General features: G+C 56.6%; 25 protein-coding genes and 1 pseudogene. 19 read left to right on the top strand and 7 right to left on the bottom strand.

Annotation, left to right across the window (positions count from 1 at the left end; all coding sequences use genetic code 11):
* A partial coding sequence (locus ABWP81_RS04065) for a histidine phosphatase family protein (RefSeq protein WP_353139727.1) occupies window positions 1-671 on the bottom strand: 671 nt, incomplete at its 3' end.
* A 77-nt stretch (window positions 672-748) separates the two neighbouring features.
* Between ABWP81_RS04065 and ABWP81_RS04070 the strand changes: the two genes are divergently transcribed.
* The 5 genes from ABWP81_RS04070 to ABWP81_RS04090 are packed head-to-tail and all read left to right on the top strand — an operon-like array spanning window position 749 to window position 5,003.
* Complete coding sequence (locus ABWP81_RS04070) at window positions 749-1,435, top strand: TetR/AcrR family transcriptional regulator (RefSeq protein WP_353139730.1); 687 nt, start codon at window positions 749-751, stop codon at window positions 1,433-1,435.
* 12 nt (window positions 1,436-1,447) lie between these two features.
* Entirely contained in the window at window positions 1,448-3,244 is a 1,797-nt protein-coding gene (locus ABWP81_RS04075) for an acyl-CoA dehydrogenase C-terminal domain-containing protein (RefSeq protein WP_353139733.1), read from the top strand.
* A gap of 35 nt (window positions 3,245-3,279) precedes the next feature.
* Window positions 3,280-3,732, top strand: coding sequence for a DUF2147 domain-containing protein (locus ABWP81_RS04080; RefSeq protein ID WP_353139736.1), 453 nt, complete (start codon window positions 3,280-3,282; stop codon window positions 3,730-3,732).
* Between the two features lie 11 nt (window positions 3,733-3,743).
* Window positions 3,744-4,508 (top strand): enoyl-CoA hydratase, encoded by a 765-nt coding sequence (locus ABWP81_RS04085; RefSeq protein WP_353139739.1) that lies wholly within the window; start codon window positions 3,744-3,746, stop codon window positions 4,506-4,508.
* Window positions 4,509-4,520: 12 nt separating this feature from the next.
* Window positions 4,521-5,003 (top strand): thioesterase family protein, encoded by a 483-nt coding sequence (locus ABWP81_RS04090; RefSeq protein WP_353139742.1) that lies wholly within the window; start codon window positions 4,521-4,523, stop codon window positions 5,001-5,003.
* Between the two features lie 3 nt (window positions 5,004-5,006).
* Here ABWP81_RS04090 and ABWP81_RS04095 read toward each other — a convergent pair whose 3' ends face one another.
* The gene (locus ABWP81_RS04095; protein ID WP_353132736.1) at window positions 5,007-5,417 is read right to left on the bottom strand and encodes an acyl-CoA thioesterase; all 411 of its coding nucleotides are present in this window, start codon (window positions 5,415-5,417) and stop codon (window positions 5,007-5,009) included.
* Between the two features lie 38 nt (window positions 5,418-5,455).
* On the opposite strand from ABWP81_RS04095, the gene ABWP81_RS04100 reads away from it, so the two are divergent.
* Entirely contained in the window at window positions 5,456-7,270 is a 1,815-nt protein-coding gene (locus tag ABWP81_RS04100) for an ABCB family ABC transporter ATP-binding protein/permease (RefSeq protein WP_353139744.1), read from the top strand.
* A 334-nt stretch (window positions 7,271-7,604) separates the two neighbouring features.
* Here the strand turns inward: ABWP81_RS04100 and metK are convergent, their stop codons facing one another.
* Window positions 7,605-8,789, bottom strand: a complete 1,185-nt coding sequence (metK, locus tag ABWP81_RS04105; RefSeq protein ID WP_353139746.1) for a methionine adenosyltransferase — start codon at window positions 8,787-8,789, stop codon at window positions 7,605-7,607.
* A 195-nt stretch (window positions 8,790-8,984) separates the two neighbouring features.
* On the opposite strand from metK, the gene ABWP81_RS04110 reads away from it, so the two are divergent.
* Both ABWP81_RS04110 and ABWP81_RS04115 read left to right on the top strand, forming a co-directional pair.
* On the top strand, window positions 8,985-9,851 hold the full coding sequence (locus ABWP81_RS04110) for a lysophospholipid acyltransferase family protein (protein ID WP_353139749.1): 867 nt from the start codon (window positions 8,985-8,987) through the stop codon (window positions 9,849-9,851).
* Window positions 9,852-9,853: 2 nt separating this feature from the next.
* Complete coding sequence (locus tag ABWP81_RS04115) at window positions 9,854-10,720, top strand: lysophospholipid acyltransferase family protein (protein ID WP_353139752.1); 867 nt, start codon at window positions 9,854-9,856, stop codon at window positions 10,718-10,720.
* Between the two features lie 23 nt (window positions 10,721-10,743).
* Here the strand turns inward: ABWP81_RS04115 and yihA are convergent, their stop codons facing one another.
* Window positions 10,744-11,346: a ribosome biogenesis GTP-binding protein YihA/YsxC gene (gene yihA / locus ABWP81_RS04120; protein ID WP_353132760.1), complete on the bottom strand. Its 603-nt coding sequence runs from the start codon at window positions 11,344-11,346 to the stop codon at window positions 10,744-10,746.
* Between the two features lie 228 nt (window positions 11,347-11,574).
* On the opposite strand from yihA, the gene ABWP81_RS04125 reads away from it, so the two are divergent.
* The 3 genes from ABWP81_RS04125 (at window position 11,575) to msrQ (ending at window position 14,033) form a co-directional block, all read left to right on the top strand.
* Window positions 11,575-12,228 (top strand): c-type cytochrome, encoded by a 654-nt coding sequence (locus ABWP81_RS04125; protein ID WP_353139755.1) that lies wholly within the window; start codon window positions 11,575-11,577, stop codon window positions 12,226-12,228.
* Between the two features lie 139 nt (window positions 12,229-12,367).
* Entirely contained in the window at window positions 12,368-13,390 is a 1,023-nt protein-coding gene (msrP, locus tag ABWP81_RS04130) for a protein-methionine-sulfoxide reductase catalytic subunit MsrP (protein ID WP_353139758.1), read from the top strand.
* 1 nt (window position 13,391) lies between these two features.
* On the top strand, window positions 13,392-14,033 hold the full coding sequence (gene msrQ / locus ABWP81_RS04135) for a protein-methionine-sulfoxide reductase heme-binding subunit MsrQ (protein WP_353139761.1): 642 nt from the start codon (window positions 13,392-13,394) through the stop codon (window positions 14,031-14,033).
* Between the two features lie 104 nt (window positions 14,034-14,137).
* On the opposite strand, the gene lysA is transcribed toward msrQ, so the two are convergent.
* Window positions 14,138-15,415: a diaminopimelate decarboxylase gene (gene lysA, locus ABWP81_RS04140; protein WP_353139764.1), complete on the bottom strand. Its 1,278-nt coding sequence runs from the start codon at window positions 15,413-15,415 to the stop codon at window positions 14,138-14,140.
* 18 nt (window positions 15,416-15,433) lie between these two features.
* Window positions 15,434-15,679: an LPS translocon maturation chaperone LptM gene (gene lptM, locus ABWP81_RS04145; RefSeq protein ID WP_353139767.1), complete on the bottom strand. Its 246-nt coding sequence runs from the start codon at window positions 15,677-15,679 to the stop codon at window positions 15,434-15,436.
* A gap of 12 nt (window positions 15,680-15,691) precedes the next feature.
* Here lptM and cyaY point away from each other — a divergent pair, with 12 nt between their 5' ends.
* Entirely contained in the window at window positions 15,692-16,021 is a 330-nt protein-coding gene (gene cyaY, locus ABWP81_RS04150) for an iron donor protein CyaY (RefSeq protein ID WP_353132706.1), read from the top strand.
* A gap of 46 nt (window positions 16,022-16,067) precedes the next feature.
* Here the strand turns inward: cyaY and ABWP81_RS04155 are convergent, their stop codons facing one another.
* Complete coding sequence (locus ABWP81_RS04155) at window positions 16,068-18,443, bottom strand: penicillin-binding protein 1A (RefSeq protein ID WP_353139770.1); 2,376 nt, start codon at window positions 18,441-18,443, stop codon at window positions 16,068-16,070.
* Window positions 18,444-18,564: 121 nt separating this feature from the next.
* Here ABWP81_RS04155 and pilM point away from each other — a divergent pair, with 121 nt between their 5' ends.
* The 7 genes and pseudogenes from pilM (at window position 18,565) to ABWP81_RS04190 (ending at window position 25,801) form a co-directional block, all read left to right on the top strand.
* Window positions 18,565-19,764, top strand: coding sequence for a pilus assembly protein PilM (pilM, locus tag ABWP81_RS04160; RefSeq protein ID WP_353139773.1), 1,200 nt, complete (start codon window positions 18,565-18,567; stop codon window positions 19,762-19,764).
* The gene (locus ABWP81_RS04165) at window positions 19,764-20,738 is read left to right on the top strand and encodes a pilus assembly protein PilP (RefSeq protein ID WP_353139776.1); all 975 of its coding nucleotides are present in this window, start codon (window positions 19,764-19,766) and stop codon (window positions 20,736-20,738) included. The genes pilM and ABWP81_RS04165 overlap by 1 nt, the downstream gene beginning before the upstream one ends.
* A 134-nt stretch (window positions 20,739-20,872) precedes the next feature.
* Window positions 20,873-22,285 (top strand): annotated as a pseudogene (locus tag ABWP81_RS04170) (type IV pilus secretin PilQ); the annotation flags it as partial.
* Window positions 22,286-22,293: 8 nt separating this feature from the next.
* Window positions 22,294-22,869 carry a shikimate kinase gene (locus ABWP81_RS04175; RefSeq protein WP_353139782.1) on the top strand — a complete coding sequence of 192 codons (576 nt, stop codon included), beginning with the start codon at window positions 22,294-22,296 and terminating at the stop codon, window positions 22,867-22,869.
* A gap of 3 nt (window positions 22,870-22,872) precedes the next feature.
* Window positions 22,873-23,973 carry a 3-dehydroquinate synthase gene (aroB, locus tag ABWP81_RS04180; RefSeq protein ID WP_353139785.1) on the top strand — a complete coding sequence of 367 codons (1,101 nt, stop codon included), beginning with the start codon at window positions 22,873-22,875 and terminating at the stop codon, window positions 23,971-23,973.
* 137 nt (window positions 23,974-24,110) lie between these two features.
* On the top strand, window positions 24,111-25,244 hold the full coding sequence (locus tag ABWP81_RS04185; protein ID WP_353139788.1) for a deoxyguanosinetriphosphate triphosphohydrolase: 1,134 nt from the start codon (window positions 24,111-24,113) through the stop codon (window positions 25,242-25,244).
* Window positions 25,241-25,801, top strand: a complete 561-nt coding sequence (locus ABWP81_RS04190; RefSeq protein ID WP_353139791.1) for a DUF1415 domain-containing protein — start codon at window positions 25,241-25,243, stop codon at window positions 25,799-25,801. The genes ABWP81_RS04185 and ABWP81_RS04190 overlap by 4 nt, the downstream gene beginning before the upstream one ends.

Genomic DNA, 25,801 nt, shown 5'->3' on the forward strand with positions numbered 1-25,801 from the left:
GTGGTGGTCTCTTCGAGTGGCGCACCAAACGCCTCATCAAAGTGCGATACATCGCCCCAGCCCACCAAACTCAAGCCTTGAGGCGTCCACAGCAATCGGTTAATAGCGGCATTGCCCAAGTGCCAAGTGCGTGACGCTTCCACCGATTGGTTGGTGGCCAAGCGATACAGCGCATCCATCACACCGCCGTGTGCGACCAGCACAATTTGTTCGCCCAGGTGTTGGCTGGCCAACTCGGTCACGCACTGGCTAATGCGTTCGCGCAAGACCGTCAGTGACTCGCCGCCAGAGGGGGCCCAGTGCGGGTCTCGATCGCGCCACAGTTTGCACTCTTGGGCGTGTTCGGTTTCTATTTCCGCCCAAGTCTTGCCTTGTAAGTGGCCAAAGTGGCGCTCGCGCAATTGCAAGTGCGGCGTCACTTGCGCGGGTGTCGGTGTGCGGGCAGTTAATCGTGCGGGTGCGGTTGCAATGGCTTGCGCGGTCTCAAACGCACGGCGCAAGTCGCTACTGTAAATGGCGTGAATCGGTTCTTCTGCCAAGGCATGTCCCACGCGCTCGGCTTGCCAGCGGCCTGTCTCGTTCAGGTCAATGTTGATGTGCCCTTGGATGCGGGTGTCCACATTCCATGGGGTTTCTCCGTGACGGATGGCGAGAATTCTTGTGGCTTGCATAGGGGTTTATTTTAAAGATTCAAAATCGTGCAAAATAGCACGATCGTTCTTTTATAGATCTTCCTCGCAAGTCACGCATGACCGCCACTCGCAAAACCGACGCCCCCGAAAGCAAGGCTCTTTTAAAAGGCCAGCAAACCAAGGCCGCCATCGTTGACGCCGCTTTGGGCTTGGCCACGCAAATTGGCTTAGAAGGCTTGAGCATTGGCGCCTTGGCCGAAGTGGCGCGCATGAGCAAGTCGGGCGTGTTTGCGCACTTTGGTTCACGTGAGGAGTTGCAAATTTCGGTGGTGCGCGAATACCACACGCGCTTTGAAGCCGAGGTGTTTTTGCCCATTTTGCAAGCCGATCGCGGCTTGCCACGTTTGCGCCAGTTGTTTGCCAACTGGACCAAGCGCACCTCTGCCGAGATTGATTCGGGCTGCCTGTACATCAGCGGCGCAGCCGAGTTTGATGACCGCCCCGGCCCCGTGCGCGACGCACTGGCCAGCTCGGTAAAAACTTGGTTGGCCGCCGTGCATCGCACCGTGGCACAAGCGCGTGAAGAAGGGCACTTGGCCGCTGGCATGGATGCCGAGCAAATGGTGTTTGAGTTGCACGGCCTCATCTTGGCTTTGCAATACGAAGCCCGTTTTTTGCGTTCGTCCAAATCGTTGGCACGCACCCTCAAAGGATTTGAAAACATCTTGCTGCGCTATGGCGCGAACGATGTTGACCCCGTCATTAAAACAAGTGCCAAGCGCACCACCTCAACCAAAAAGTAAGGAGACACCACCATGCCCAGCTACACCCCGCCTTTGCGCGATATGCAATTTGTGCTTCACGAAGTGCTGCACGTGACCGATGACTTAAAGCAAATGCCCAAGCATGCCGACATGGATGCTGACACAATTTCGGCCGTGTTGGAAGAGGGCGGCAAGTTTGCGTCGGAAGTGATTTTTCCGCTCAACCAAGTGGGCGATGAACAAGGCTGCACGCTCAACCGCGACACGCACGACGTCAAAACGCCTGATGGTTTCAAAGCTGCCTATGAGCAATACGTGCAAGGCGGCTGGCCCGCTTTGAGTGCCGATCCCGAGTACGGTGGCCAAGGTTTGCCCATCGTGGTGAACCAGTGCTTTTATGAAATGCTCAACAGCGCCAACCAAGCGTGGACCATGTACCCCGGCCTCACGCACGGCGCTTATGAGGCGTTGCACGCACACGGCAGCGATGCGCAAAAAGCGCTGTACTTACCCAAGCTCACCAGTGGCGAATGGACGGGCACCATGTGTTTGACCGAGCCGCATTGCGGCACCGATCTGGGTCTGTTGCGCACCAAGGCCGAGCCACAAGCGGATGGCACCTACCGCATCACGGGCAACAAAATTTTTATCAGCGCGGGCGAACACGACCTAGTGAGCAACATCGTGCACTTGGTGTTGGCACGTTTGCCCGATGCGCCTGCGGGCAGCAAAGGAATCAGCTTGTTTGTGGTGCCCAAGTTTCATGTCAATGCCGACGGCAGCGTGGGCGAGCGCAACGGTATTTTCTGTGGTGGCTTAGAGCACAAGATGGGCATTCACGGCAACGCCACCTGCCAAATGGTGTTGGACGGCGCAGTGGGCTCAATGGTGGGTCAAGCCAACAAAGGTTTGGCGGCCATGTTTGTGATGATGAACGCCGCCCGCGTGGGCGTGGGCATGCAGTCACTGGGTTTGACCGAAGTGGCCTATCAAAACGCGGTGGCCTATGCCAAAGACCGCATTCAGTCGCGCAGCCTGACGGGCGCCAAAGACCCAAGCAAACCGGCTGACAGCATTTTGGTGCACCCCGATGTGCGCAAGATGTTGCTTACAGCCAAGGCCTACGCCGAAGGCGGTCGAGCGCTGGCGTTGCATTGCGCCCTGCTGATTGACCGCGAACTGAGCCACCCCGACGAAGCGGTGCGTGCCGAATCGGCTGAACAAGTGGCTTTGCTCACGCCCATCGTGAAAGCTTTTATCACCGACAACGCGTGGACGGCCACCTCGTCGTGCATGCAGGTGTTTGGTGGCCATGGCTTCATTCGCGAATGGGGCATGGAGCAATACGTGCGTGATGCGCGCATCAACATGATTTACGAAGGCACCAACACCATCCAAAGCTTGGACTTGCTGGGTCGCAAGGTGCTGGGCAACCAAGGTGCGTCGCTCAAGAAGTTTGGCAAACTCATTGCTGAACTGGTGGCCGAGGCGCAGGGCGACGAGGACATGGCCGAGTTCGTCAACCCGCTGGCCAAGTTGGGCCAGCAGATGACGCAGTTCACTGGCGAGATTGGCTACAAAGCCTTAGAAAATGCAGACGAAGTGGGCGCTGCGGCCGTGGACTATTTGCGCGTGGCGGGCCATTTGGTGTTTGGCTATTTTTGGGCGCGCATGGCCAAAGTGGCATTGCAAAAAATTGCAGAGGGCAATCGCGACCCGTTCTATCAAGCCAAGGTGCAAACCGCACGCTTTTACTTTGCCAAGCTGTTTCCCGAAACCGCGTCGCTGATGCTCACTGCGCGTGCCGGCTCAGCTGTGCTGATGGAGACAGAGGCAGTGTTTGCCTGAATTGCACTGTTGATTAATTCGAGTAAATTCAAACCATGACACACACACACTTTTTTAAAACTCTTGTGGGCTTGGCCCTGTTGGCTGCTGGCAGCAGCTTTGCCCAAATGACGCCTGTGGGCACTTGGCATTCGATTGACGACAAAACGGGTGAAGCCAAAGCCGAAATACAAATTGTCGACAAAGACGGTGCGCTCAGCGGCCGCGTGGTCAAGTCGTTGCGTAACGACCCCAACGCCAAGAAAACTTGTGACGAATGCAAAGACGACCGCAAGGGACAAGCCATCATTGGCATGGAAATTGTGCGCGGTGTAAAGCCTGATGCCTCGGGTGAAAACCTATGGGCCAGTGGCGGCAAAATTTTGGATCCAGAAAACGGCAAGGACTACACCGTCAAAATGGTGCCGCAAGAGGGCGGTAAAAAGCTGCAAGTGCGCGGCTACATTGGCCCGTTTTACCGCACACAAACTTGGCTGCGTGCCCAGTAATTAGGACCGTCATGACAGAATTATTGAGCCACATCGACGCCGGTGTGATGACCTTGACGTTCAACCGCGTCGACAAAAAGAACTCTCTCACCGCGGCGATGTACACCGCGCTAGCCGATGCCGTGGCGCAGGCTGAGCACAACCCAGAGGTGCGCGTGTTGGTGTTCCAGGGCCACGAAACTGTGTTTTGTGCGGGCAACGACATTGCTGATTTTTTGCATCACCCGCCCTCTTCGCCAGATGCGCCCGTGTTTCGTTTGCTGCGCAGCATTGCAGCATTTCCCAAGCCCGTTTTAGCTGCGGTGGCTGGCCCAGCCGTGGGCATTGGCACTACGCTGTTGTTTCATTGCGACTTGGTTTATGCGGGTGACAACGCCGCGTTTGCCATGCCGTTTGTCAACCTTGGTGTGTGCCCCGAGGCCGCATCGAGTTTGTTGGCGCCGCAAATGATGGGCTACCACCGCGCAGCAGAAGCGCTGTTGCTGGGCGAGCCCTTCATGGCTGAAGCGGCTTTGGAAATTGGCTTGGTCAACCGCGTGTTGCCTCCCACCGAGGTGAACAGCTACGTGCAAGTGCAAGCGCGCAAGCTGGCCGCCAAGCCTTTGTCGTCCTTGCTAGAAACCAAGCGTTTGATGAAATGCGGTCAAGCCGCGTTGGTACAAAAGCAAATGAACGAAGAAGCTGCATCGTTTGGACGCATGCTGACCGAGCCTGCAGCTAAGGAGGCATTTGGTGCGTTCATGGAAAAGCGTAAGCCGGATTTCTCTAAGCTCTGATCGCGATAAGGCATGACGCAAACCATTGCTAGTCCTGTTGTGTTTGAGCCTGACTACCTCGAAGGCTTTCGCGACATCTACGAAGAAAAAATTGTTTTCAACAAAACACTCGGCTTGAAACTGGTGAGCATCACCCCTGACGAAGTGGTGGCGCGTATTGATATGCGCCCAGAGTTGGTGGGGCATTATGCTTACAACCGCATTCATGGCGGCGTTATCAGTGCGGTGCTGGATGCCATTGGCAGTGCGGCAGTCATGGCCTGCTTTGCCGCCAAACACATGAAAGAAAAACCCGCCGAGCGCCTTGAGCGCTTTGCTAAGTTGGGCACGATTGATTTGCGGGTGGACTATTTGCGCCCTGGCATTGGGGAGTACTTCACCATCCATGCGCACGCCCTGCGTGTGGGCTCGCGCGTGGGCACTTCGCGCATGGAGTTTCGCGGGCCAGATGGCACACTGATGTCCACCGGCACGGGCGCCTACATCGTCTCTTGAAGTTCAGTCTTTGGGGATGACGCGTGGCTTGCCCACTTCGTCAATGGCCACGTAGGTAAGGGTGGCTTCGGTCACTTTCATGTACTCACCCTGCGAACTGAAACGCTCGGCAAACACTTCGACCTTCACGCTGATGGAGGTATTGCCAATGCGCTGTACGCGCGAGAAAAAACTCAAGATGTCACCCACCTTGACGGGGTGTTTGAAAATAAATTCATTCACCGCCACAGTCGCCATGCGTCCTCGCACATAACGGGCCGGTAGCACCGCCCCCGCCAAGTCGACCTGCGCCATGACCCAGCCGCCAAAAATATCGCCGTTTTGATTGCAGTCGGCGGGCATGGGAATGACCTTTAAAACCAGCTCTTGATCGGTGGGCAAGGGGACAGCGTGTGGATTCAGGGGGGTGGACATAGGCACAATCGAAGAATTATTTTTAGGCATTGTGCAATATGCGTCATCACGCCCTTTCTTCTGAGTCCACACCTGCTGGGCAGCCTCACCAACAACGGCCTGACAGTGAAACCATCAAGCGTCTGTTCCCTTATTTGTGGCAATACAAATGGCGGGTGGTTGCTGCGCTCAGTTTCATGGTGGGCGCTAAATTGGCGAACGTGAGCGTGCCTTTGTTGCTCAAAGAGTTGATCGATGCCATGTCGTTCAAGCCCAACGACCCGATGGCCGTCATCGTGGTGCCTGTGTCCTTGCTGTTTGTCTATGGTGTGCTTCGGTTGTCGGTGTCGGCATTCACCGAGTTGCGAGAGCTGGTATTTTCCAAAGCCACGCAAGGTGCGGCCAGGCAAATTGCATTGGAAACCTTTCAGCATTTGCATGGCCTAAGCCTGCGCTTTCACCTAGAGCGTCAAACTGGCGGCATGACACGCGACATCGAACGCGGCGTGCGCGGCATTGAGTCGCTCATTTCCTATTCGCTTTACAGCGTGGTGCCCACGTTGATTGAAGTGGCCTTGGTGCTCAGCATCTTGGCGGTGAAGTTTGATGTGTGGTTTGCCGGCATCACCTTGGCGGCGCTGGCGCTGTACATCGTGTTCACCATCAGCGTGACCGAGTGGCGCACGCAGTACCGCCGTCAAGCCAATGAGTTTGATTCAGCAGCGCACACCAAAGCCGTGGACTCGTTGCTCAACTACGAAACGGTGAAGTATTTCAACAACGAGGCCTTCGAAGCAGCCCGTTATGACAAAAGCCTAGAGGCTTTGCGTCGTGCGCGCTTGAAAGCGCAAACGTCGTTGTCGTTGCTCAACACGGGGCAGCAGCTCATCATCGCCGTGGCCTTGGTGGGCATGCTGTGGCGAGCCACACAAGGCGTGGTCGAGGGTCGAATGACCTTGGGCGACTTGGTGATGATCAACGCTTTCATGATTCAACTTTATATTCCGCTCAATTTCTTGGGCGTGCTGTACCGAGAGATCAAGCAAAGCTTGACTGATTTAGACCGCATGTTCACGCTGCTTGAAAAAGAGCGTGAGGTGGCTGATTCGCCCCATGCGTCCGTGCTTGTGTTGAGCGGGCCACCCACGGTGAAGTTTGAGTCGGTGGTGTTTGCCTATGAAGCCGCGCGACCTATTCTGCACGGCATTAGCTTCGAGATCCCTGCCGGCAAAACCGTGGCGGTGGTTGGGCCATCGGGATCTGGCAAGTCCACATTGGCGCGCTTGTTGTTTCGCTTCTACGACGTAGGCTCTGGCGCAATCACCATCGACGGTCAAGACATACGCCAAGTCACTCAAAGCAGCGTGCGCCGCGCCATGGGCATCGTGCCGCAAGATACGGTGCTGTTCAACGACACCGTGCGTTACAACATCGCCTATGGCCGCACCGATGCGTCTGTGGCTGAGGTGGAGGAAGCCGCACGCGCCGCGCACATTCACGATTTCATCTCTTCTACACCCAAGGGCTACGACACCATGGTGGGCGAGCGTGGCTTGAAGTTGTCGGGTGGCGAGAAACAGCGCGTCGCGATTGCACGCACCTTGTTGAAGAACCCGCCGATTGTGATTTTTGACGAGGCGACGTCAGCTTTGGATAGCGCCAATGAGCGAGCGATTCAGGCTGAGCTGCAAAGCGCTGCGCAGAACAAAACCACCTTGGTGATTGCACACCGTTTGTCGACGGTCGTGGATGCGCATGAGATCTTGGTGCTCGATGCGGGGCGCATTGTGGAGCGCGGGAGTCATTTGGCTTTGCTCGCTATGAACGGTCGTTATGCGCAGATGTGGGCGTTGCAGCAGTCTTCGGAGGTTTGACGCTTCTGCTCTAGTTTTGTGCGTTGTTGGCTGAAGCGAAGCTTGGGTGGCGCACCCCAAACGGCTTACATCGCTACGCGACGAATGGCGCCTTATTGGAGCGCGCCACCCAAGCTTCTATGGGCGAGCGCAGTTAAACGCAATCACTTTGAGCTTGAACTTTTCCGAACAACAACATGCGGGTTGGGGTAGGCAGATGCGGCGCCATTCGTCGCGAAGCGATGTAAGCCGCGTCTTTCTACCCCAACTCGCATCCCCCAGAATCGAAGAAGCAAACAAAAAGGGCCTCTCGTAAAAACAAGAGACCCTCAAAGCCAAATAAGCGCAGAAGCGTTTACTTCACGCCAGCAGCCGCCTTCAATGCAGCGGCCTTGTCTGTTCTTTCCCATGTGAACTCGGGCTCTTCACGACCAAAGTGGCCGTAGGCCGCTGTCTTGGTGTAGATCGGGCGCAGCAAGTCGAGCATCTGGATGATGCCTTTGGGGCGCAGGTCAAAGTGCTCGGCGACCAAAGCGGCGATTTTGTCGTCAGCGATCACGCCTGTGCCTTCGGTGTTCACCGTGATGTTCATGGGGCGAGCCACGCCGATGGCGTACGCCACTTGAATTTGGCACTTCGTGGCCAAGCCTGCGGCCACGATGTTCTTGGCGACGTAACGTGCAGCGTAAGCGGCAGAGCGGTCTACCTTGGATGGGTCTTTGCCTGAGAAAGCGCCACCGCCGTGCGGGCATGCGCCGCCGTAGGTGTCCACAATGATTTTGCGGCCCGTCAAACCGCAGTCGCCTTGAGGGCCGCCAATGACGAAACGGCCTGTGGGGTTGATCAAATACGTGGTGTCTTTTAACCACTCTTTGGGCAACACAGGCTTGATGAGTTCTTCGATGATGGCTTCATTGAAGCTGGCCTTCATCTTGGTGGCTGACTCGCTTTGGTCAGGGCTGTGTTGGGTCGACAACACCACGGTGTCAATGCTGTGAGGCTTGCCGTCCACGTAGCGCATGGTCACTTGGCTCTTGGCGTCAGGGCGAAGGAAAGGCAGGCGCCCATCTTTGCGCAACTGGGCTTGGCGCTCGACCAAACGGTGGGCGTAGTGGATGGGGGCAGGCATCAGTTCTGGCGTTTCGCTGCAAGCGTAGCCAAACATCAGGCCTTGGTCGCCCGCGCCGATGTTGAGGTGGTCGTCAGACGCGTGGTCCACGCCTTGGGCAATGTCGTTGGATTGCTTGTCGTAGCAAACCATGACGGCGCAGCCTTTGTAGTCGATGCCGTACTCGGTGTTGTCGTAGCCGATGCGTTTGATGGTGTCGCGTGCGACTTGGATGTAGTCGACGTGCGCGTTGGTGGTGATCTCACCCGCCAACACGACCAAGCCGGTGTTGGTCAACGTTTCGGCAGCCACGCGTGAGAGCGGGTCTTGCGTGAAGATGGCATCCAAAATCGCATCAGAAATTTGATCCGCGACTTTGTCGGGGTGGCCTTCTGAAACGGATTCAGAAGTGAAGAGGTAATTGCTTGACATAAAAAAAGCTCCTTGTTTTCGTTGGGTTGTTCGGCGTTGCCGACCCTGAAAACTTGGAGCCTAGCGAACGCTTTAGCAGAGTGGCCCAGATTGCTCTTAGCCGTCACACCTTGGTGTGTTGTCGCCCTGCAAGTTGTTCTGTAACTCAGCGACAATCAGAATTCTAGTGGATTTATCAAAGTTAGTAAAAAGTTCATGTCTGTCGTTTCCCATATTTTTCAGTTTCTTGCGCGCATACCCTTGCCTTGGATGCAGCGGCTGGGCGCTGGTTTGGGATGGTTGGTGTGGTGGCTGTCGCCGGCCTATCGTCGTCATTTCAAAGCCAATGTGCAAGCGGCCGGTGTGGCTTGGCATGACGCTCGCCCAGCAGTGGCCGCCATTGGAGCGATGGTGGCCGAGTTGCCTTGGGTGTGGATGCGTCCTCATAGCGCCACGCTTGAAAGCTTGGTGACGTGGGACGGTGCTGCGCACTTTGAAGCAGCCATGAAAGCGGGCAAGGGCGTCATCATCATGTCGCCGCATTTGGGTTCATGGGAGATCGGCGCACAAGCGATTGCCGAAAAATTTGGCCCTGCGCATGGCCCGTTGGTCGCATTGTTTCGACCTGCACGCAAAGCGTGGCTAGAGCCCTTGGTGGCCAATGCCCGGACCCGTCCTTATTTAGACTCCGCGCCCACTTCACTTGCGGGTGTGCGCACGCTTATTCGCACGCTACGCAAAGGGGGCTACACAGCCATCTTGCCCGACCAAGTGCCGCCGCTGGGTCAAGGTGTGTGGGCGCCGTTTTTTGGCCGCGATGTTTACACCATGACTTTGCTCGCTAAATTGGCCCAGCAAACCGGCGCACACATCATCATGACGTGGTGCGAGCGCTTGCCCGCAGGCCAAGGTTTTTGCATGCACATGCGACCTTTTGATGCGCCTGAAATGCAAGACACAGCGGTGTCGCCAGAGGTGGCTGCTGCTGCGGTCAACCGTGGCGTTGAGGCTATGGTGCGTCATGCACCCGGCCAATACTTGTGGGGCTACGCGCGCGACAAGCAACCGCGAGCTGAGGGTTAAGCATGTTCAGCCAATTGGGTTTGTTGTTGTTGCGCGCTTTAGGCTATTTGCCTTTGTCAGGGTTGCGTGCTTTGGGTGCCGGCTTAGGCGCCTTGCTGTGGGTGGTGATTCCATCTCGTCGCCGCGTGGTGCAAACCAATTTGCGTGTGTGCTTTCCGCATTTGAGTATTTCGGAGCGTGATGCCCTCACACGCCAAACCTTTGTGTATTTCGCGCAAGCCTGGTTGGACCGCAGCTGGCTGTGGCATCGCAGTGCGGCTTGCATTCAGTCGCGCGTGCAGTTGTCGGGCGCCGTAGCCGCTTTGTCAGAGGCCACACCCACGGTGCTTTTTGCGCCGCATTTCGTGGGCTTGGATGTGGGGTGGACTGCGCTCACCCTGCAGCTGCCATTGCACTTCACCACCATCTTTACGCCGCAGTCGAATGCCGCAGTGGATGCCTGGGTAGCCAAGGGCCGAGAACGCTTTGGGCAAGTGCGTTTGTTTCGTCGCGAGGATGGCGTCAAGCCCATCATTGCCGCCCTGCGCCAACATGAGCTGCTGTACCTTTTGCCCGACATGAACTTTGGTGCAAGCGAGTCTATATTTGTGTCGTTCTTCGGCGAGCCAGCGGCCACGGTGCCTTCTTTGTCACGCTTTGCCAAGCTAGGCCGAGCCCGCGTGGTGCCCGTCATCACGCGCATGACGGATGCCGGCTACGAGGTAGTGGTGCATCCCGCTTGGAGTGACTTTCCAACAGACGACGCTCAGGCCGACACGGCCACCATGAACCAACGTTTAGAGGCACTGATCAACACCATGCCTGCTCAATACTTTTGGGTGCACAAACGCTTCAAAACCCGCCCCTTGGATGCGGCAGAGCTTTACTAACTAAGGTCAAGCCCCCAATTCAATCAGGGGTGCATCCACTTGTACAAGGTGGCAGCCACTTCATCCACACCTTGTTTTTTCAGCGCAGAGAACAAGCGCACTTCACCACCGCCCGCTTGCAGTTTGGTGATTTGTAGAGCTTTTGCGCCATCGGTCTTGTTGAGCTTGTCAGCCTTGGTGAGCAACACCAAAAACTTCATGCCTTCTGCCACGCGTGGGCGAATGACGTCCAACAAAATCTCGTCCAGCTCGGTCAAGCCATGACGCGGATCACACATCAGCACCACTGCACGCAGGTTGGGTCGGGTGAGCAAATAGTTGGCCATCACTTGCTGCCAGCGGATCTTGTCCTGCTTGGGCACAGCAGCGTAGCCGTAGCCGGGTAAGTCGGCTAGTACCGCATCGGTTTTGCCATGTCGGCCCATGGCAAACAAGTTGATGTGTTGCGTGCGGCCTGGTGTTTTGGATGCGTAAGCCAAGCGTTTTTGCTGAGTCAAAACGTTGATGCAAGTGGATTTGCCGGCGTTCGAGCGGCCGACAAAAGCAATTTCGGACAAGTCGTAGGTGGGCAGGTGGTGGAGTTGGGCGGCTGTGGTCAAAAACCGCGCGGTGTGCAACCATCCCATGGCGTATTTGGCTTGGTCGGCCGGGCTTAAAAGCTCAAATGCAGCTTTGGCCGCCGCGCGTTCAGCTTCGCGCTGGGCTTCAAATTCAGCGTTCAAGACCGCTATTTCGGGAACCTCAGAGTTGTCATTAGGGACTTGGGTGTCATGTGGGTCAGGCAGGTTCATGCAGCATTGTAGAATCACGCAAGTTTTTCGACGTCTTTGAGACACATTAACCAAAGAACACTTATGAAGCTGATTGCATCTTTGCTCATTGCTACTGCCTTGGTAGCCCCCACCCTCTCCATCGCTGCTCAACCTGCGGCCCCTGCTGTTAAGGCTGATTTAGCCAAAGGCGAAGCCACTTACACGGCGATTTGCGCGTCTTGCCATGGCGCAGACGGCAACTCTGGCTCGCCTGCCAACCCTAAGCTGGCACAGCAGCATCCGGGTTACTTGGTCAAGCAATTGCAAGAATTCAAATCGGGCAAGCGCGCCAACGCCATCATGAGCGGTATGGCTGCAGGCTTGTCTGAATCGGACATGAAGAACGTGGCTGCATGGTTGGCATCCAAAGAAGCCAAGCCAAACTTTGCCAAAGAAAAAGACTTGGTTGTGTTGGGTGAGCGCATTTACCGCGGTGGTGTGGCTGAGCGTCAAATCGCTGCTTGTGCAGGCTGCCACAGCCCAACTGGCGCAGGCATCCCTTCTCAGTATCCACGTTTGTCTGGCCAACATGCCGACTACACCGTGTCACAGTTGAATTCCTTCCGTGAACACGGCAACAAAGGCCCAGATCAAAACGTAGGCCGTGGTAACAGCGCTCAAATGAGTGGTGTGGCTTCCAAATTGAACGACCGCGAAATCAAAGCTGTGTCTGATTACATCTCTGGTCTGCGTTAATTCAAAACCATTGCGTTTCCATTTAAAAGCTGGCCCTGTGCCAGCTTTTTTGTTGTCTCTATCAAGGGTTTGGAACGGAGCCCGAGGTTATTAACTTTGCCTCACAATTAAAAGTCTTTTTAGTTCAAGGAGAGTCGTCGTGCGAATCAAGCAATTTTCGAACAGCAGTGACTCGGGCTTTGTGCACCCTTTGAGCAGCGACATCACGCCAGAGTTGGCCTATGCGCAGCGTCGCGACTGGCTCAAGCACATGGCCGCAGGTGCTGCCGGTTTATCAATGGCCGCTTGGGGTTCGCGTGAGGCCTTGGCCCAAACGCCCAGCGAAGTGGTGATGCGCCCAGGTAAGTTGGCCCCGTTGATAGGAGCCGTGAGCCGCGTGAGTGGTGCCAACACCATGGAAAAAATCACCGACTATGCTGATGCTAGCACCTACAACAACTATTACGAATTTGGCACTGACAAGTCAGACCCTGCGAAATACGCACACACCTTGCAGACCAAACCTTGGACAGTAGAAGTTGAAGGTCTGGTGAAGAAACCAGGTCGTTTCGACTTAGACGCTTTGCTCAAACTCAGCCCGATGGAAGAGCGTATTTACCGCATGCGTTGTGTCGAAGGCTGGTCGATGGTGATTCCGTGGGTGGGCTATTCGCTGGCCGAGCTTATCAAACGGGTGGAGCCTTTGGGCAGCGCCAAGTATTTGGAATTCTTCACTCAAGTCGACCCCAAAAATATGCCCGGTGTGCGCTCGCGCGTTCTCGACTGGCCGTATGTGGAAGGCCTGCGCATGGACGAGGCCCTGCACCCGCTTACCCTGCTGAGTTTTGGCATGTACGGCGAGGTAATGCCCAACCAAAACGGTGCGCCTGTGCGCTTGGTCGTGCCGTGGAAATACGGTTTCAAAAGCGCCAAGAGTTTGGTAAAGATCCGCTTTGTCGAAAAGCAACCCATCAACTCTTGGGGCCGCTCAGCGCCGCAAGAGTATGGCTTCTTTTCAAACGTCAACCCAAGTGTGAGCCACCCGCGCTGGAGCCAAGCCACCGAGCGTCGCATTGGCGAAGACGGCTTGTTTGCCAAAAAGCGCAAGACCTTGATGTTCAACGGTTACGAGCCCCAAGTGGGCCAACTTTACGCAGGCATGGACCTGAGCAAGTTCTATTGAAGTGAATGTCGCCTTACGCACAGCACTGCAACACAGCAACGCCAAGCCCGTACTGTGGCTGTTGGGGCTAGCGCCTTTTGCATGGCTGGTGTGGGGTGCTGCTAACGACGCCTTGGGTGCTAACCCCGCAGAGTATTTGATTCGCGCCACTGGCGATTGGACGCTGCGCCTGTTGTGCATCACCTTGGCTGTGACCCCGTTGCGTGTGACGTTGGGCTTGCCAGAGTTGCTGCGCTTTCGGCGCGTGCTGGGCTTGTTTACCTACTTTTATGTGGCGCTGCATTTGCTGTGTTACAGCTGGCTCGACATGGGGTTTGAGTGGGGCGACATTGCTGCGGATATCGCCAAGCGCACATTTATTTTGGTGGGCTTTGGTGCATTTGTGCTGCTCACGCCTTTGGCCTTGACCTCGTTCAACCGTGCTATTCGTTGGCTAGGTGTCAAGCGCTGGCAATGGTTGCACCGCCTTGTGTATGCGGTGGCGGTGCTGGCGGTGTTGCACTTTTTTTGGATGCGGGCGGGGAAGAGTGACTTTGCAGAGGTGTTTGTGTATGCCGCTGTTTTGTTTGCTTTGCTGGCTTGGCGGGTTGTCCACTCTTCTGCTTGGCGTCATTTGTTGCGCTCGGTTGGCGTCATTCGCTGATGCGGCTAAGGGTGTGCGGCCCCTTCCTCATGCTGGAGTACCAGAAATCGTCAGGGGCCGCACACCCTTAGCCGCATCGGAGTTGTGCGCCAGTCAACGCCTGATTAACGAACCAACGACTCACAAGCCATCTGATCCGCCACTGTTTCACGACGACGAATCACATGCGCTTTGGTTCCGTCCACCAAAATCTCAGCCGCCCGCCCACGCGTGTTGTAGTTGCTAGACATCGCCACGCAATACGCGCCGGTTGACAACACAGCCAACAAGTCACCCGACTGCACCGTCAGCGCACGGTCACGACCCAGCCAGTCACCGCTTTCGCACACCGGGCCGACTACGTCATACATCACAGCCTCACCCGAACGCTCCGTCACAGGCACGATTTGGTGGAAGGCTTCATACATAGCTGGGCGAGGCAGATCGTTCATCGCTGCATCGACGATGCAGAAGTTCTTTTGCTCGCCGGGCTTCAAATACAGCACCTCGGTCAAGCACACACCTGCGTTACCTACGAGTGAGCGACCGGGTTCGATCATCAGCTGGCGCTGGCCGTAGCCGCGTGCATCGAGCTTGGCCAAGAGTTGTGCCCAGAGCGCGTCTGCAGCTGGCGGCGTGTCGCCGTTGTAGTTGATGCCTAGGCCACCACCAAAGTCGATGTGGTGAATGGCAATGCCTGCGGCTTCAATGGCATCGACCAAATCCAATACGCGGTCCATCGCGTCGAGGTAGGGCGTGGACTCGGTGATTTGCGAGCCGATGTGGCAGTCAATGCCCTTCACATGCAGGCCTGGCAAGCTGGCGGCGCGTTGGTAAGTGGCCAAGGCGCGTTCGTGTGCCACGCCAAATTTATTGCCTTTCAGGCCCGTGGAAATGTAGGGGTGGGTTTTAGCGTCCACGTTGGGGTTGACGCGAATGCTGATGGGCGCCCGTTTGCCCATGCTTTGGGCCACATCGCTGAGCACTTCGAGTTCAGCTTCGCTCTCGACGTTGAAGCAAGCAATGCCAGCGTCTAAGGCCTTGATCATTTCAGCGCGTGTTTTGCCCACGCCTGAGAAGATGACCTTAGAGACGTCGCCACCTGCAGCAATGACGCGGTCGAGCTCACCCCCCGACACGATGTCAAAGCCGCAGCCGGCTTGTGCGAAAACTTGTAGCACCGCGAGTGAGGAGTTGGCTTTCATGGCATAACAAATGCGGGCGTTGCGGCCGGCAAACCCGCGTTGGTAAGCGGCTAGCGCGCTGAGCATGGCGGCTTTGGAGTACACAAACAGTGGCGTGCCGTGCGCGTGCGCGAGATCAGCGAGCTTGACGCTTTCTAAATACAAATCGTTGTTCTGTGTGGCCACAAAGGGCGCACCGGCAAGCGTGGTGTGGGTCATCTGACGGCTCTTGAAAAATTAACGACCCGTAGCGGCAGACGCAGCGCTGGCGGGAGATGTGGCAACAGGGGCGGTGGTGTTGCCAGGGATTTGACGGCGCACAATGTCGGGCAATGTGGCGCGTTGTTTGAACTCGGGGTCGTTGGGCATGTAGAGCGCGCCCTTTTGGCCGCAGGCTGACAAAGCAACCGCCACGCACACGGCAGAGGCCACAGCCGCAACATGGCTAGCACCTCTGACTAGAATCATTTTCTTAATATCCATGGCGCAAATTGTATGACCGATCCCGAATTCTTAGACCACGCAGAACTTCTGCTCAAAGCCGTTGAATTGGCGTGTGACCGCATCAACGACGAGGGTCAGGCCGACATCGACAACCAGCGCTCGGGCGGCATGATCACCCTGTCGTTTGAGAATAAAAGCCAGATCATCATTAATTTGCAAAAGCCCTTACACGAGGTCTGGTTGGCAGCTCGCTCGGGCGGCTATCACTTCAAGTTTGACGGCTTGCAATGGGTCGACACCAAAGGCCAAGGTGAGTTTTTTGAACGCCTCACCCAAGACGCCAGCACCCAGACGGGGCAAGCGCTTGGCTTTCAAGCTTGACTTCAGAATTTCACAAAAAACAAGGGCGCCATGAGCGCCCTTGTTTTTAGTTTCTAAACAAATCGAGAATCTTTTTCTTCTCGTCGTTGGCTGGCAGGGGTTCGCTGTTGTTGCCTGAGCGGCTTTCTAGTCCCAGGCTCCCTATACCGCCGCCACGGCTGAATTCGGAATACGCCCAGTCGCCACCGTCATGACTCAGGCCTGCAGGGGGCAAAGGTTCAGCCACTGGCACGTTTTGCAAGGCGTGCTGCATGTAACTGATCCACACGGGCAAGCTTAAGCCGCCACCGGTTTCACGGTCACCTAGTTTGCGCGGTGTGTCGTAGCCAATCCAGGTAACGGCTGTGAGCGTGGGGTGGTAGCCGGCAAACCAAGCGTCCATCGAATCGTTGGTGGTACCAGTTTTGCCATAAATGTCGTTGCGCTTTAAGGTGGCTTGCGCGCGTGCAGCCGTGCCTGATCGGGTGACTTCTTGCAGCAAGCTGGTCATCACAAAGGCGTTGCGTGCGTCGATGGCGCGGGCCGACTCTTCTAGTGGGGGCGGTGTGAACTCTGACAAGACCTTGCCCATTTGGTCGGTCACCTTCGTCACGAGGTAGGGGTTGACGCGGTAGCCGCCGTTGGCAAACACCGAATAGCCGGAGGCCATTTGCAGCGGCGTGACCGAGCCAGCACCTAGCGCCATGGTCAGGTAAGGCGGGTGTTTTTCAGCGTCAAAGCCAAACTGGGCAATCCAGTCTTGCGCGTTTTGTGCGCCCACGGTTTGCAGCACGCGAATCGAAATCATGTTTTTCGATTTAGCCAAACCTTTGCGTAAAGTCATGGGGCCTTCAAACGTGCCGTCATAGTTTTTGGGCTCCCAAGGCTGGCCGCCTGTCACGCTGGCATCAAAGAACAGAGGTGCATCATTCACCACCGTCATGGGCGTTAAGCCTTTTTCCAGAGCGGCTGAATAGATAAAAGGCTTGAAGCTAGAGCCAGGCTGCCGCCACGCTTGTGTCACGTGGTTGAACTTGTTTTTGTTGAAGTCAAAGCCACCCACCAGCGCGTGAATGGCGCCGTCGCGAGGGTCGATGGACACAAATGCGCCTTCCACTTCGGGCAGTTGGGTAATTTCCCAGCCGCCTTTGGCAGTTTTGGTGATGCGTACCAGTGCGCCTGGGCGCAACTTAATGTTGGGTGCAGCTTTGTCAGACAAGCCCGATTGCACAGGTTGCAAACCTTCGCCCGTGATTTCTAGCACTTCGCTGTTTTGGCGCATCACGCGCACTTTTTTTGGCGTGGCGTCTAGCACCACGGCGGCCAGTAAATCTCCTTTGTCGCCTTGTTCGATCAAGGCGTCGTCAATCACGTCTTCTAGTTCGGATGGCTTGGCGGGCAAAGTAATGAAACGCTCTGGGCCGCGATAGTGTTGGCGGCGCTCAAAGTCCATGATGCCGCGGCGCAGCGCAAAGTACGCCGCTTGTTGGTCGCTTGCGCGAACGGTGGTGTAGACGTTCAAGCCGCGTGTATAAATTTCGGGGCCGTACTGCGCAAACATCAGTTGACGAGCCATTTCGGCTACGAAGTCGGCGTGCGTGTTGAGGTTACTGGTGGCCGTGCGAATCTTCAGTTCTTCTTGCTTGGCAGCAACAGCTTGTTCTTTGGTGATGAAGCCGTTTTCTTCCATTCGCTCAATGATGTAGAGCTGGCGCGAACGAGCGCGCTTGGGGTTCACGATGGGGTTGTAGGCTGACGGCGCTTTGGGCAGACCCGCCAACATGGCGGCTTCGGCAATGCTGATGTTTTTCAGTGGCTTGCCAAAGTAGGCTTCGGACGCGGCGGCAAAGCCGTAGGCGCGGTTGCCTAAATAAATTTGGTTCAGATAGATTTCAAAAATCTGGTCTTTGCTGAGCAAGTGCTCAAGCTTGCTGGTCAGCAAGATTTCATAAATTTTGCGAGTGAATGTTTTTTCTGATGACAGGTACACGTTTCGTGCCACCTGCATGGTGATGGTCGAAGCACCTTGGCTTTTGGCGCGTCCCAAGTTGGCTAAGGCTGCGCGTGCCAAACCGATGTAGTCCACGCCCCCGTGTTGATAAAAACGCGCATCTTCAATGGCCAGCACCGCGTCTTTCATGACCTTGGGAATGTCTTTGAAAGGTGTGAGGTTGCGGCGCTCTTCGCCGAACTCGCCAATCTGTGTGCCTTCTACCGAGTACACCCGCATCGACAGCTTGGGGCGGTAATCGGCCAAGTCAGAGATGTCGGGTAATTGAGGGTAGGCCATGGCCAGCGCCACGGCCACCAGCAGACCGACGATAAGGGCGCCAGCCGCCGCCAGCCCGAAAGCCCACAGCAAGACATAGCCCAATAAAGAGCGGGGCGCGGCAGGTGCGGCGGCGTGTTCTTTCGAACCTTCAGGGGTGTGGTTTTTGGCCATAAGTGATGAGGATTATAAAAACCATGCTGACATCACAAAAGTCACGAGTCAAACACCGCCGCAATCGTTTGTCAACGCGTTGAAATGCAAAGCATTCCCATTGGGATCAAAGGATGTTTTTATGCGCTGGACTTTATGGCTACCACGTTCACGCTCGCGCCGCTTCAGCGTGCTGGGTCTGGATATGGGCCCAGAGTCATGCAGTTTGGTGGTGCTTACCGGCTCGGCTAGCCAGCCTGACACGCTGAACTGTGCTGAACGTTTGGTGCTGCCAGACGGCATGGTGGTTCATGGCGAGGTGCTGCAGTCGGTGGCCTTGGGGCTGTGGCTGCGTAACTATTTGGATGCTTGCGACTATCAGCCCCGTGAGGCCTACATCGGGCTAGATGGCGCTTGCGTGTCTCACCACGCCGTCACCTTAGTCGCTGGCTTGGCGATAGACGATGTGGCGTTTCAACTGCAAGCCGAGGTGCAGTCGGTGTTGCCCGAACATGCTGCCGAGGTCTGCATCGACTTCTCCGTCGGCCCCGATCCTGCATCTTCTGGCGATCAATGCTATTCGGTACAAGCAGCGCCCCGATCGAAAGTAGATGCTTTGCAGCAAGTGGCCCAGGCCGCAGGTTTAAAAGCGTGTGCGGTTGAGCCGCGACACGATGCCGTTCGTCGCACTGAGCAAAACCATGCCCTGGCTGCCCTACCGTCGGTCAGTGCGGCCATGGCGCTGCACTACAGCGAGGCCTTTGGCTTGGCCCTCCGTGCGTGGCATGACGAGGGGACCAACTTTTTGCCATACCGCGAGAATGCGCAGCAGAGGTTGCGCCGCACTTGGTTGCTGGGTGTGGCCGTGTGTGCCATAGGCGGTGCTTTTTTGGCAGCAGGGTTTGCGCTAGTGATTGCTTCTGCCGCTGAAACCCAGCACCACCATTTGGACGATGCCGTCGCTTTGTCCCGTGCATTGGATGATGCGCAAAAAGCACACGCGCAAGCCAAGGCGATGGATGAGCGTCGTGCAGCGCAGGGCCGTTGGTTCAAGACCCGCCAAGACGTGCAATCACAAAGCCTTCAATGGAGCCGTGTGCTTAGTCAGGCAGCCCAAGGCGTGTGGGTATACAGCGTGAAGCAGCAAGGCACGCACTGGACGGTGCAGGGCGAAGCCTTGTCATCCAGCCATGCGCAGCAATTGGTTCAACAGCTCAAGGCGCTTGACATCTGGGCGCAAGCCCCCGAGTTGCCGCAACTGCAAGTGATGCCTGCTGTGCCAACCACGGGCTTGCCTGTGTGGCAGTTTCGCATCGAGGCTGATTTGAAAGAGGGTGTGTGATGTCTTTGCAGCAGTTGGATTGGCGTCAACCTTGGCGTTGGCCTCGGGCGTTTCAGAACGTTTTGTTTGTGGGCGCAGGTGTTTTGGGTGTGTTGTTAGTCAGCCCTTGGTGGCTGCAAAGCTGGCAAGCGTGGGATGAGGCGAACGCAGCGCAAGCCAAATTGCAGGCGCAGCAAGACGCCACGCAAACGCTGCATGCACAAACGGCTCAACTATTGCAAACGCAAAACCAGCCAGCTTTGTTGTTGGCAGACGCCGCCGTGCTGACTCGGTTGGCGCAGCAGCAAGGCTTGCAGCTGTCGCAGTTGGGGCTTGACAAGCCGCAGCAAAACGCGGCCTTGAGTGCACTCCATTTTCATCAGTTGCCTGTGCACTTGAAGGTACAAGGTGCGTGGGACGATTGGCTCAATTGGCTGGCGCAATGGCCCACCGCTGCGCCGGGTGTCACGGTGGCATTGCTAGAGCTCAAGGCCGAGCCGCGTGGCGGTATCTCTGCGCAGGTGGTGGCTGTGGTTGTGCAGCCCATGACGGGCGAATCAGCCTTTGAGTTGTCCAGTGTCAACTCAGAGGGTGCAGCATCGGCAGACCCATTCAATGCGCAAGGTTGGACCACTTCGCAGCGAGCGCACGCCGAGCTGCACCCCAGTTACACGCGTCTGGTTCTGCCCGAACTGATGCGTCCGCGTGATGCGTTGGAGGCCTTTCCACGCGAGCGTTTGCAATACGTGGGGCACATGGCATCGGGTGCAGCGTTGGAGGCTTTGGTCAAAGTGTTGCCGCCGAATGGCGAGAAGAAGGATGTGCAAATGACCAGTGTTTACCGCGTGCGTTTGGGACAGCGTTTAGGGCAGGACTTTGGCAAAGTCATGACTGTTCAGCCAGATCAGTTGCTGGTGCAAGAACTGGCGCTGACGCCTACAGGTGAATGGCAAACCCGTGAAGTACGTTTGCCACTGCAGGAGGCTACGCCATGAGCGGCGGGTTTGCGCGCGGTCTACCTCTGAGCCGTCCATTGCCGGTGGCGGTGCGACGTGTGACTGTGTCTATCGGGTGGGTTTTGCTCTGCATGTTTGCGTTCACGTTACCGTTGCGTAGCCAAGAGATCAAACCCACATTCACTGGCGCACCTATGTCGATGAATTTTCAAAACATCGAGGTGCGCACAGCCTTACAGATCTTGGCTGATTTCACGGGGCTCAACATCATCACGTCAGACAGCGTGACAGGTGCGCTCACTTTAAGACTGCACAAAGTGCCGTGGGACCAAGTGCTGGACATCATGGCGCAAGCCAAGGGTTTGAGTGTGCGGCGGCAAGGCAACGTGGTTTGGGTGGCCCCGCGTGCTGAAGTGGCTGCGCGTGAAAAGTTGGAATACGAAAGCAAACTCGCTGCGCAAAACCTAGAGCCCATGCAAACGCAAGGCTTCGCCCTCAATTACGCCAAGGCGGTAGATGTGCTCACGCAAATTCAAGGCGGCACAGTGTTGCCGGCCATGCCTGCTGTGAGCGGTTACGGAGGATTTGGCAATGCGGGCCTAGGCTATGCACCGCCTGCTGGCTCTGCTCCTTTTGGCCTCCCCTCTATGGGTGGCGGTTCGCGCATTCTCAGCACACGCGGCAGCGCCATGGCCGAGTCGCGCACCAACCAACTCTTTGTGACCGACATTGCCGAACGCATGGCTCAGGTGGCAAAAATGATTGCCAAGATCGACATTCCTTTGCGGCAAGTGATGATCGAAGCACGCATCGTTCAAGCCAGCGACACCTTTGGCCAAACCCTCGGCGTGCGCTTGGGCGGCATGGGGCAGGGTGGGTCACAAAGTGTGTGGGGCCCGACCAATGTCAATGCGATCGCCAATGCCAATCCCACGGCGCAGCAAGCCACAAGTTTCAACATCGCGGACAAAGTGCTGGACACCTCGGGCAGCTTTGTCAATCTGCCCGCTGCCGGCCTCAATGGTTTTGCATCGGCCAGCTTTGCGGTGTCCATCTTCAACTCGGCTAAGAACCGTTTTCTAAACCTTGAGTTGTCAGCGCTTGAGGCCGATGGCAAAGGCAAGGTGGTGTCCAGTCCGCGCGTAGTCACGGCCGATCAAGCCAAAGCCGTGATTGAGCAAGGCACTGAGTTGCCTTACCAAGTTGCAGCGGCCAGCGGTGCATCCACCTTGGCGTTTCGCAAGGCCAACCTCAAGCTCGAAGTCACGCCGCAAATCACGCCCGAAGGAGGGATTGTGTTGGACTTGGATATTTCAAAGGACAACGTGGGCCAAATCACCCCCGCTGGGTTTGCCATTGACACCAAACACATCAAGACCCAAGTGCTGGTGGAAAACGGCGGTACGGTCATGATTGGCGGCATTTACGAGACCAGCGAGCAAGACGACGAGTACAAAGTACCCTTCTTGGGCGACATTCCCGTGCTGGGCTATTTGTTTAAAAACCGCCGCACCGCCCAAGCCAAGCAAGAGCTGTTGGTCTTCATAACCCCTAAAATGTTGGATCACAGTGCCGTCGCACGTTAAGAAAGCATATGTTGTTGGTTTTGGTGGGTCTGCCGGGTTCCGGTAAAACAACCGTTGGGCGTCAATTGGCGCGACGACTTCACCTCCCCTTTGTTGATTCGGATCAAGCGATTGAGCACCGTCTAGGTTGCTCGGTGCGCGAATATTTTGAACGCGAAGGGGAAGACCGATTTCGCGACCTCGAATCTGAAGTGCTCGCCGACTTGTGCCAAAACCACCAAGGTGTGCTGTCTACCGGCGGCGGTTCGGTGCTGCGCCCCATCAACCGCGATCGCCTGCGACAACACGGCCAAGTGTTTTATTTGCGCTCGAGTGCCGAAGAAGTGTTTCGCCGTTTGCGCAACGATCAAAATCGACCCTTGCTGCAAGTGGCCGACCCGCAATCGCGTTTGCGCGAGCTGTTCGAGGTGCGTGACCCGCTTTACCGTTCCGCTGCCCACTACATTATCGAAACTGGCCGCCCCAACGTGGCTGCCTTGGTCAATATGATCGTGTCGCAGCTCGAACTCGCTGGTCACATCAAACCCGTTTCGCCCCCTGCACCTGCAGACCGCCCCCGCGTGTCGCCCCCACACAGAATCTGACCCATGTCAAACACACCTCACCCCGAACGCGTTGCCATTGACTTGGGTGACCGCAGCTATCAAATTCTGATTGGCGAGCAGTTGCTTGACGCTGCCAGCACTTGGGCCGACTTGCCCAAAGCGTCAGCAGCCCTCATCGTCACCAACGAAACCGTGGGCCCTATCTACGCCGCGCGTTTGCAGACGGCCCTCGCGCCGCTTTACAAAACCGTGCACACCGTTGCCTTGCCCGATGGCGAAAGCTACAAAGACTGGCAAACGCTGAACCTGATTTTTGACGAACTCTTGGGCAAAGGCGCAGACCGCAAAACCGTGCTTTTTGCTTTGGGCGGCGGCGTGGTGGGCGACATGACAGGCTTTGCCGCCGCTTGCTACATGCGTGGCGTGCCGTTTGTACAAGTGCCCACGACCTTGCTGGCGCAGGTCGATTCATCGGTGGGCGGCAAGACCGCCATCAACCACCCCATCGGCAAAAACATGATTGGCGCGTTCTACCAACCGCAACGCGTGGTGTGCGACCTCGACACTTTGCAAACCTTGCCCCAGCGTGAAATGAGCGCGGGCTTGGCCGAAATCATTAAATACGGGCCCATTGCCGACATGCAGTTTTTAGATTGGATTGACACCCATCTCGACGCCCTCTTGGCACGCGACCCTAAAGCCTTGGCGCATGCGGTCAAGCGCAGCTGTGAAATCAAAGCCTGGGTCGTCGGCCAAGACGAGCGTGAATCCGGCATCCGCGCCATTCTGAATTTTGGCCACACCTTTGGCCACGCGATCGAAGCGGGCTTGGGCTTTGGCGAATGGCTGCACGGCGAAGCCGTGGGTTGCGGCATGGTCATGGCCTCACATCTCTCACAACGTTTGGGTTTGGTGGATGAGGCGTTTGTGACGCGCTTCACAGCCCTCATTGAGCGCGCAGGTTTACCCATCGTTGGGCCTAAGCTGGGCGCAGACGAATACCTGCACCACATGCGTGTGGACAAAAAAGCCGAAGCCGGCGAAATTAAATTTGTGTTGATCGAACAACCTGGCAGCGCCATCGTGCGTGGTGCGCCTGACGCCTTGGTGGCCCAAGTCATCGACGATTGCTGTGAAAAATAAAAGTGGCGAAGCTAGACGAGTGAAACAACGCCGTTCGCAGTCTGGCGGTATGGGGGATGTGCCGCTGATGATTTCTGGACCAGCATGAAGAAGCGGCACATCCCCCATATCGCCAGCGAGCACAGAAAACAAAAGCAATGACTCATCTCGCCCCCTACGCCTGCTTGCCCGAGCTCTCCCGTGGTCGCCGCCACGCTGAGCCTGAGACTCCGGCACACGCACCCAGCTTTCGCAACCCGCATCAGCGCGACCGCGATCGCATCGTTCATTCCACCGCGTTCCGACGCCTGGTTTACAAAACCCAAGTCTTCTTGAATCACGAAGGCGACTTGTTTCGCACGCGCATGACGCACTCGCTTGAGGTAGCGCAGTTGGGCCGTTCCATCGCACGCGCATTGGGGTTGAACGAAGATTTGGTCGAGGCTATCGCCTTGGCCCACGACCTTGGCCACACGCCTTTCGGCCACGCTGGTCAAGACGCGCTGAACGAGTGCATGGCCGCGTATGGCGGCTTCGAGCACAACCTGCAAAGCCTGCGCGTGGTCGATGAACTGGAAGAACGCTACCCCGCCTTCAACGGCTTGAACCTGAGTTTCGAAACCCGCGAAGGCATCTTGAAGCACTGCGCGCGTCGCAATGCAGAACTCCTCAACGCACAAGAGCCGGGTGGCATTGCTGCCCGTTTTTTGAACGGCACACAGCCCAGCCTAGAAGCGCAGCTGTGCAACCTGGCCGACGCTATCGCCTACAACGCCCACGACATTGACGACGGTGTGCGGTCGGGCTTGCTCACGCTCGACCAGTTGCAAGACGTGTCGTTGTTTGCCCAATACCAAGCGCAAACTTTGGCCGAGTATCCAAGCCTTCAAGGCCGTCGGGTGCTGTACGAAACCATACGCCGCATGCTCAGCGACCAGGTGTACGACGTGATCAACGCCACACGCGCAGCGCTGCAACAACACGCACCCGTCAGCGTCGATGCAGCGCGTGAATGCCCGCCGTTGGTTCAGTTCAGCAAGGCGATGGGTGAGAGCTCAAAAGCGCTTCAGTCGTTTTTATTCCGCAATTTGTACCGTCACCCGCAGGTGATGCAAACCACCGATGTTGCGCGCGCCATGGTGCAAGAACTGTTTGCTATTTACTTGGCCAAGCCCGAAGAAATGCCCGCCGCCTATGCCCAGCGCAGCGATGTGCCGCGTGCCGTGGCCGATTACTTGGCTGGCATGACCGACCGCTTTGCCACGCGTGAACACAACAGACTGACCGAATGACTGACTTAGAAAAAACCGCCACCGAAGACACGCAAAAGTGGCTGCTAGAAGCCGTGGTGGGCCTCAACCTGTGCCCCTTCGCCAAGGCGGTGGTCGTCAAAGACATGGTGCGCTACCGCGTCTGTGCATCTGCTGAGCCCTCCGACGTGCTGGCCATGCTGCGCGACGAGTTGCAACACTTGGCCGAGGCCGACCCAGACACGCTAGACACCACGCTCTTGATTGCGCCCAATGCCTTACCCGACTTTTTGGACTTCAATGACTTTCTCGAAGATTGCGACAGCGTGCTGATGGACTTAGAGCTAGAAGGCGTGCTGCAAGTGGCCGACTTTCATCCGCGCTACCAATTTGGCGGCACGGATGAGGATGACATCGAGAACTTCACCAACCGCACGCCATACCCCACGTTGCACTTGCTGCGTGAAGCCAGCATTGACAAAGCGGTGGAGGCCTATCCCGATGCGTCGCTCATTTTTGAACGCAACATTGAGGTGTTGAATCAACTGGGGCACGCGGGGTGGGCTAAGTTGGGTATCGCATCGCGACTGCACAATTAA

Source organism: Limnohabitans sp. (genome assembly GCF_040401135.1).
In the GTDB taxonomy this organism is placed as follows: Bacteria; Pseudomonadota; Gammaproteobacteria; order Burkholderiales; family Burkholderiaceae_C; genus Limnohabitans.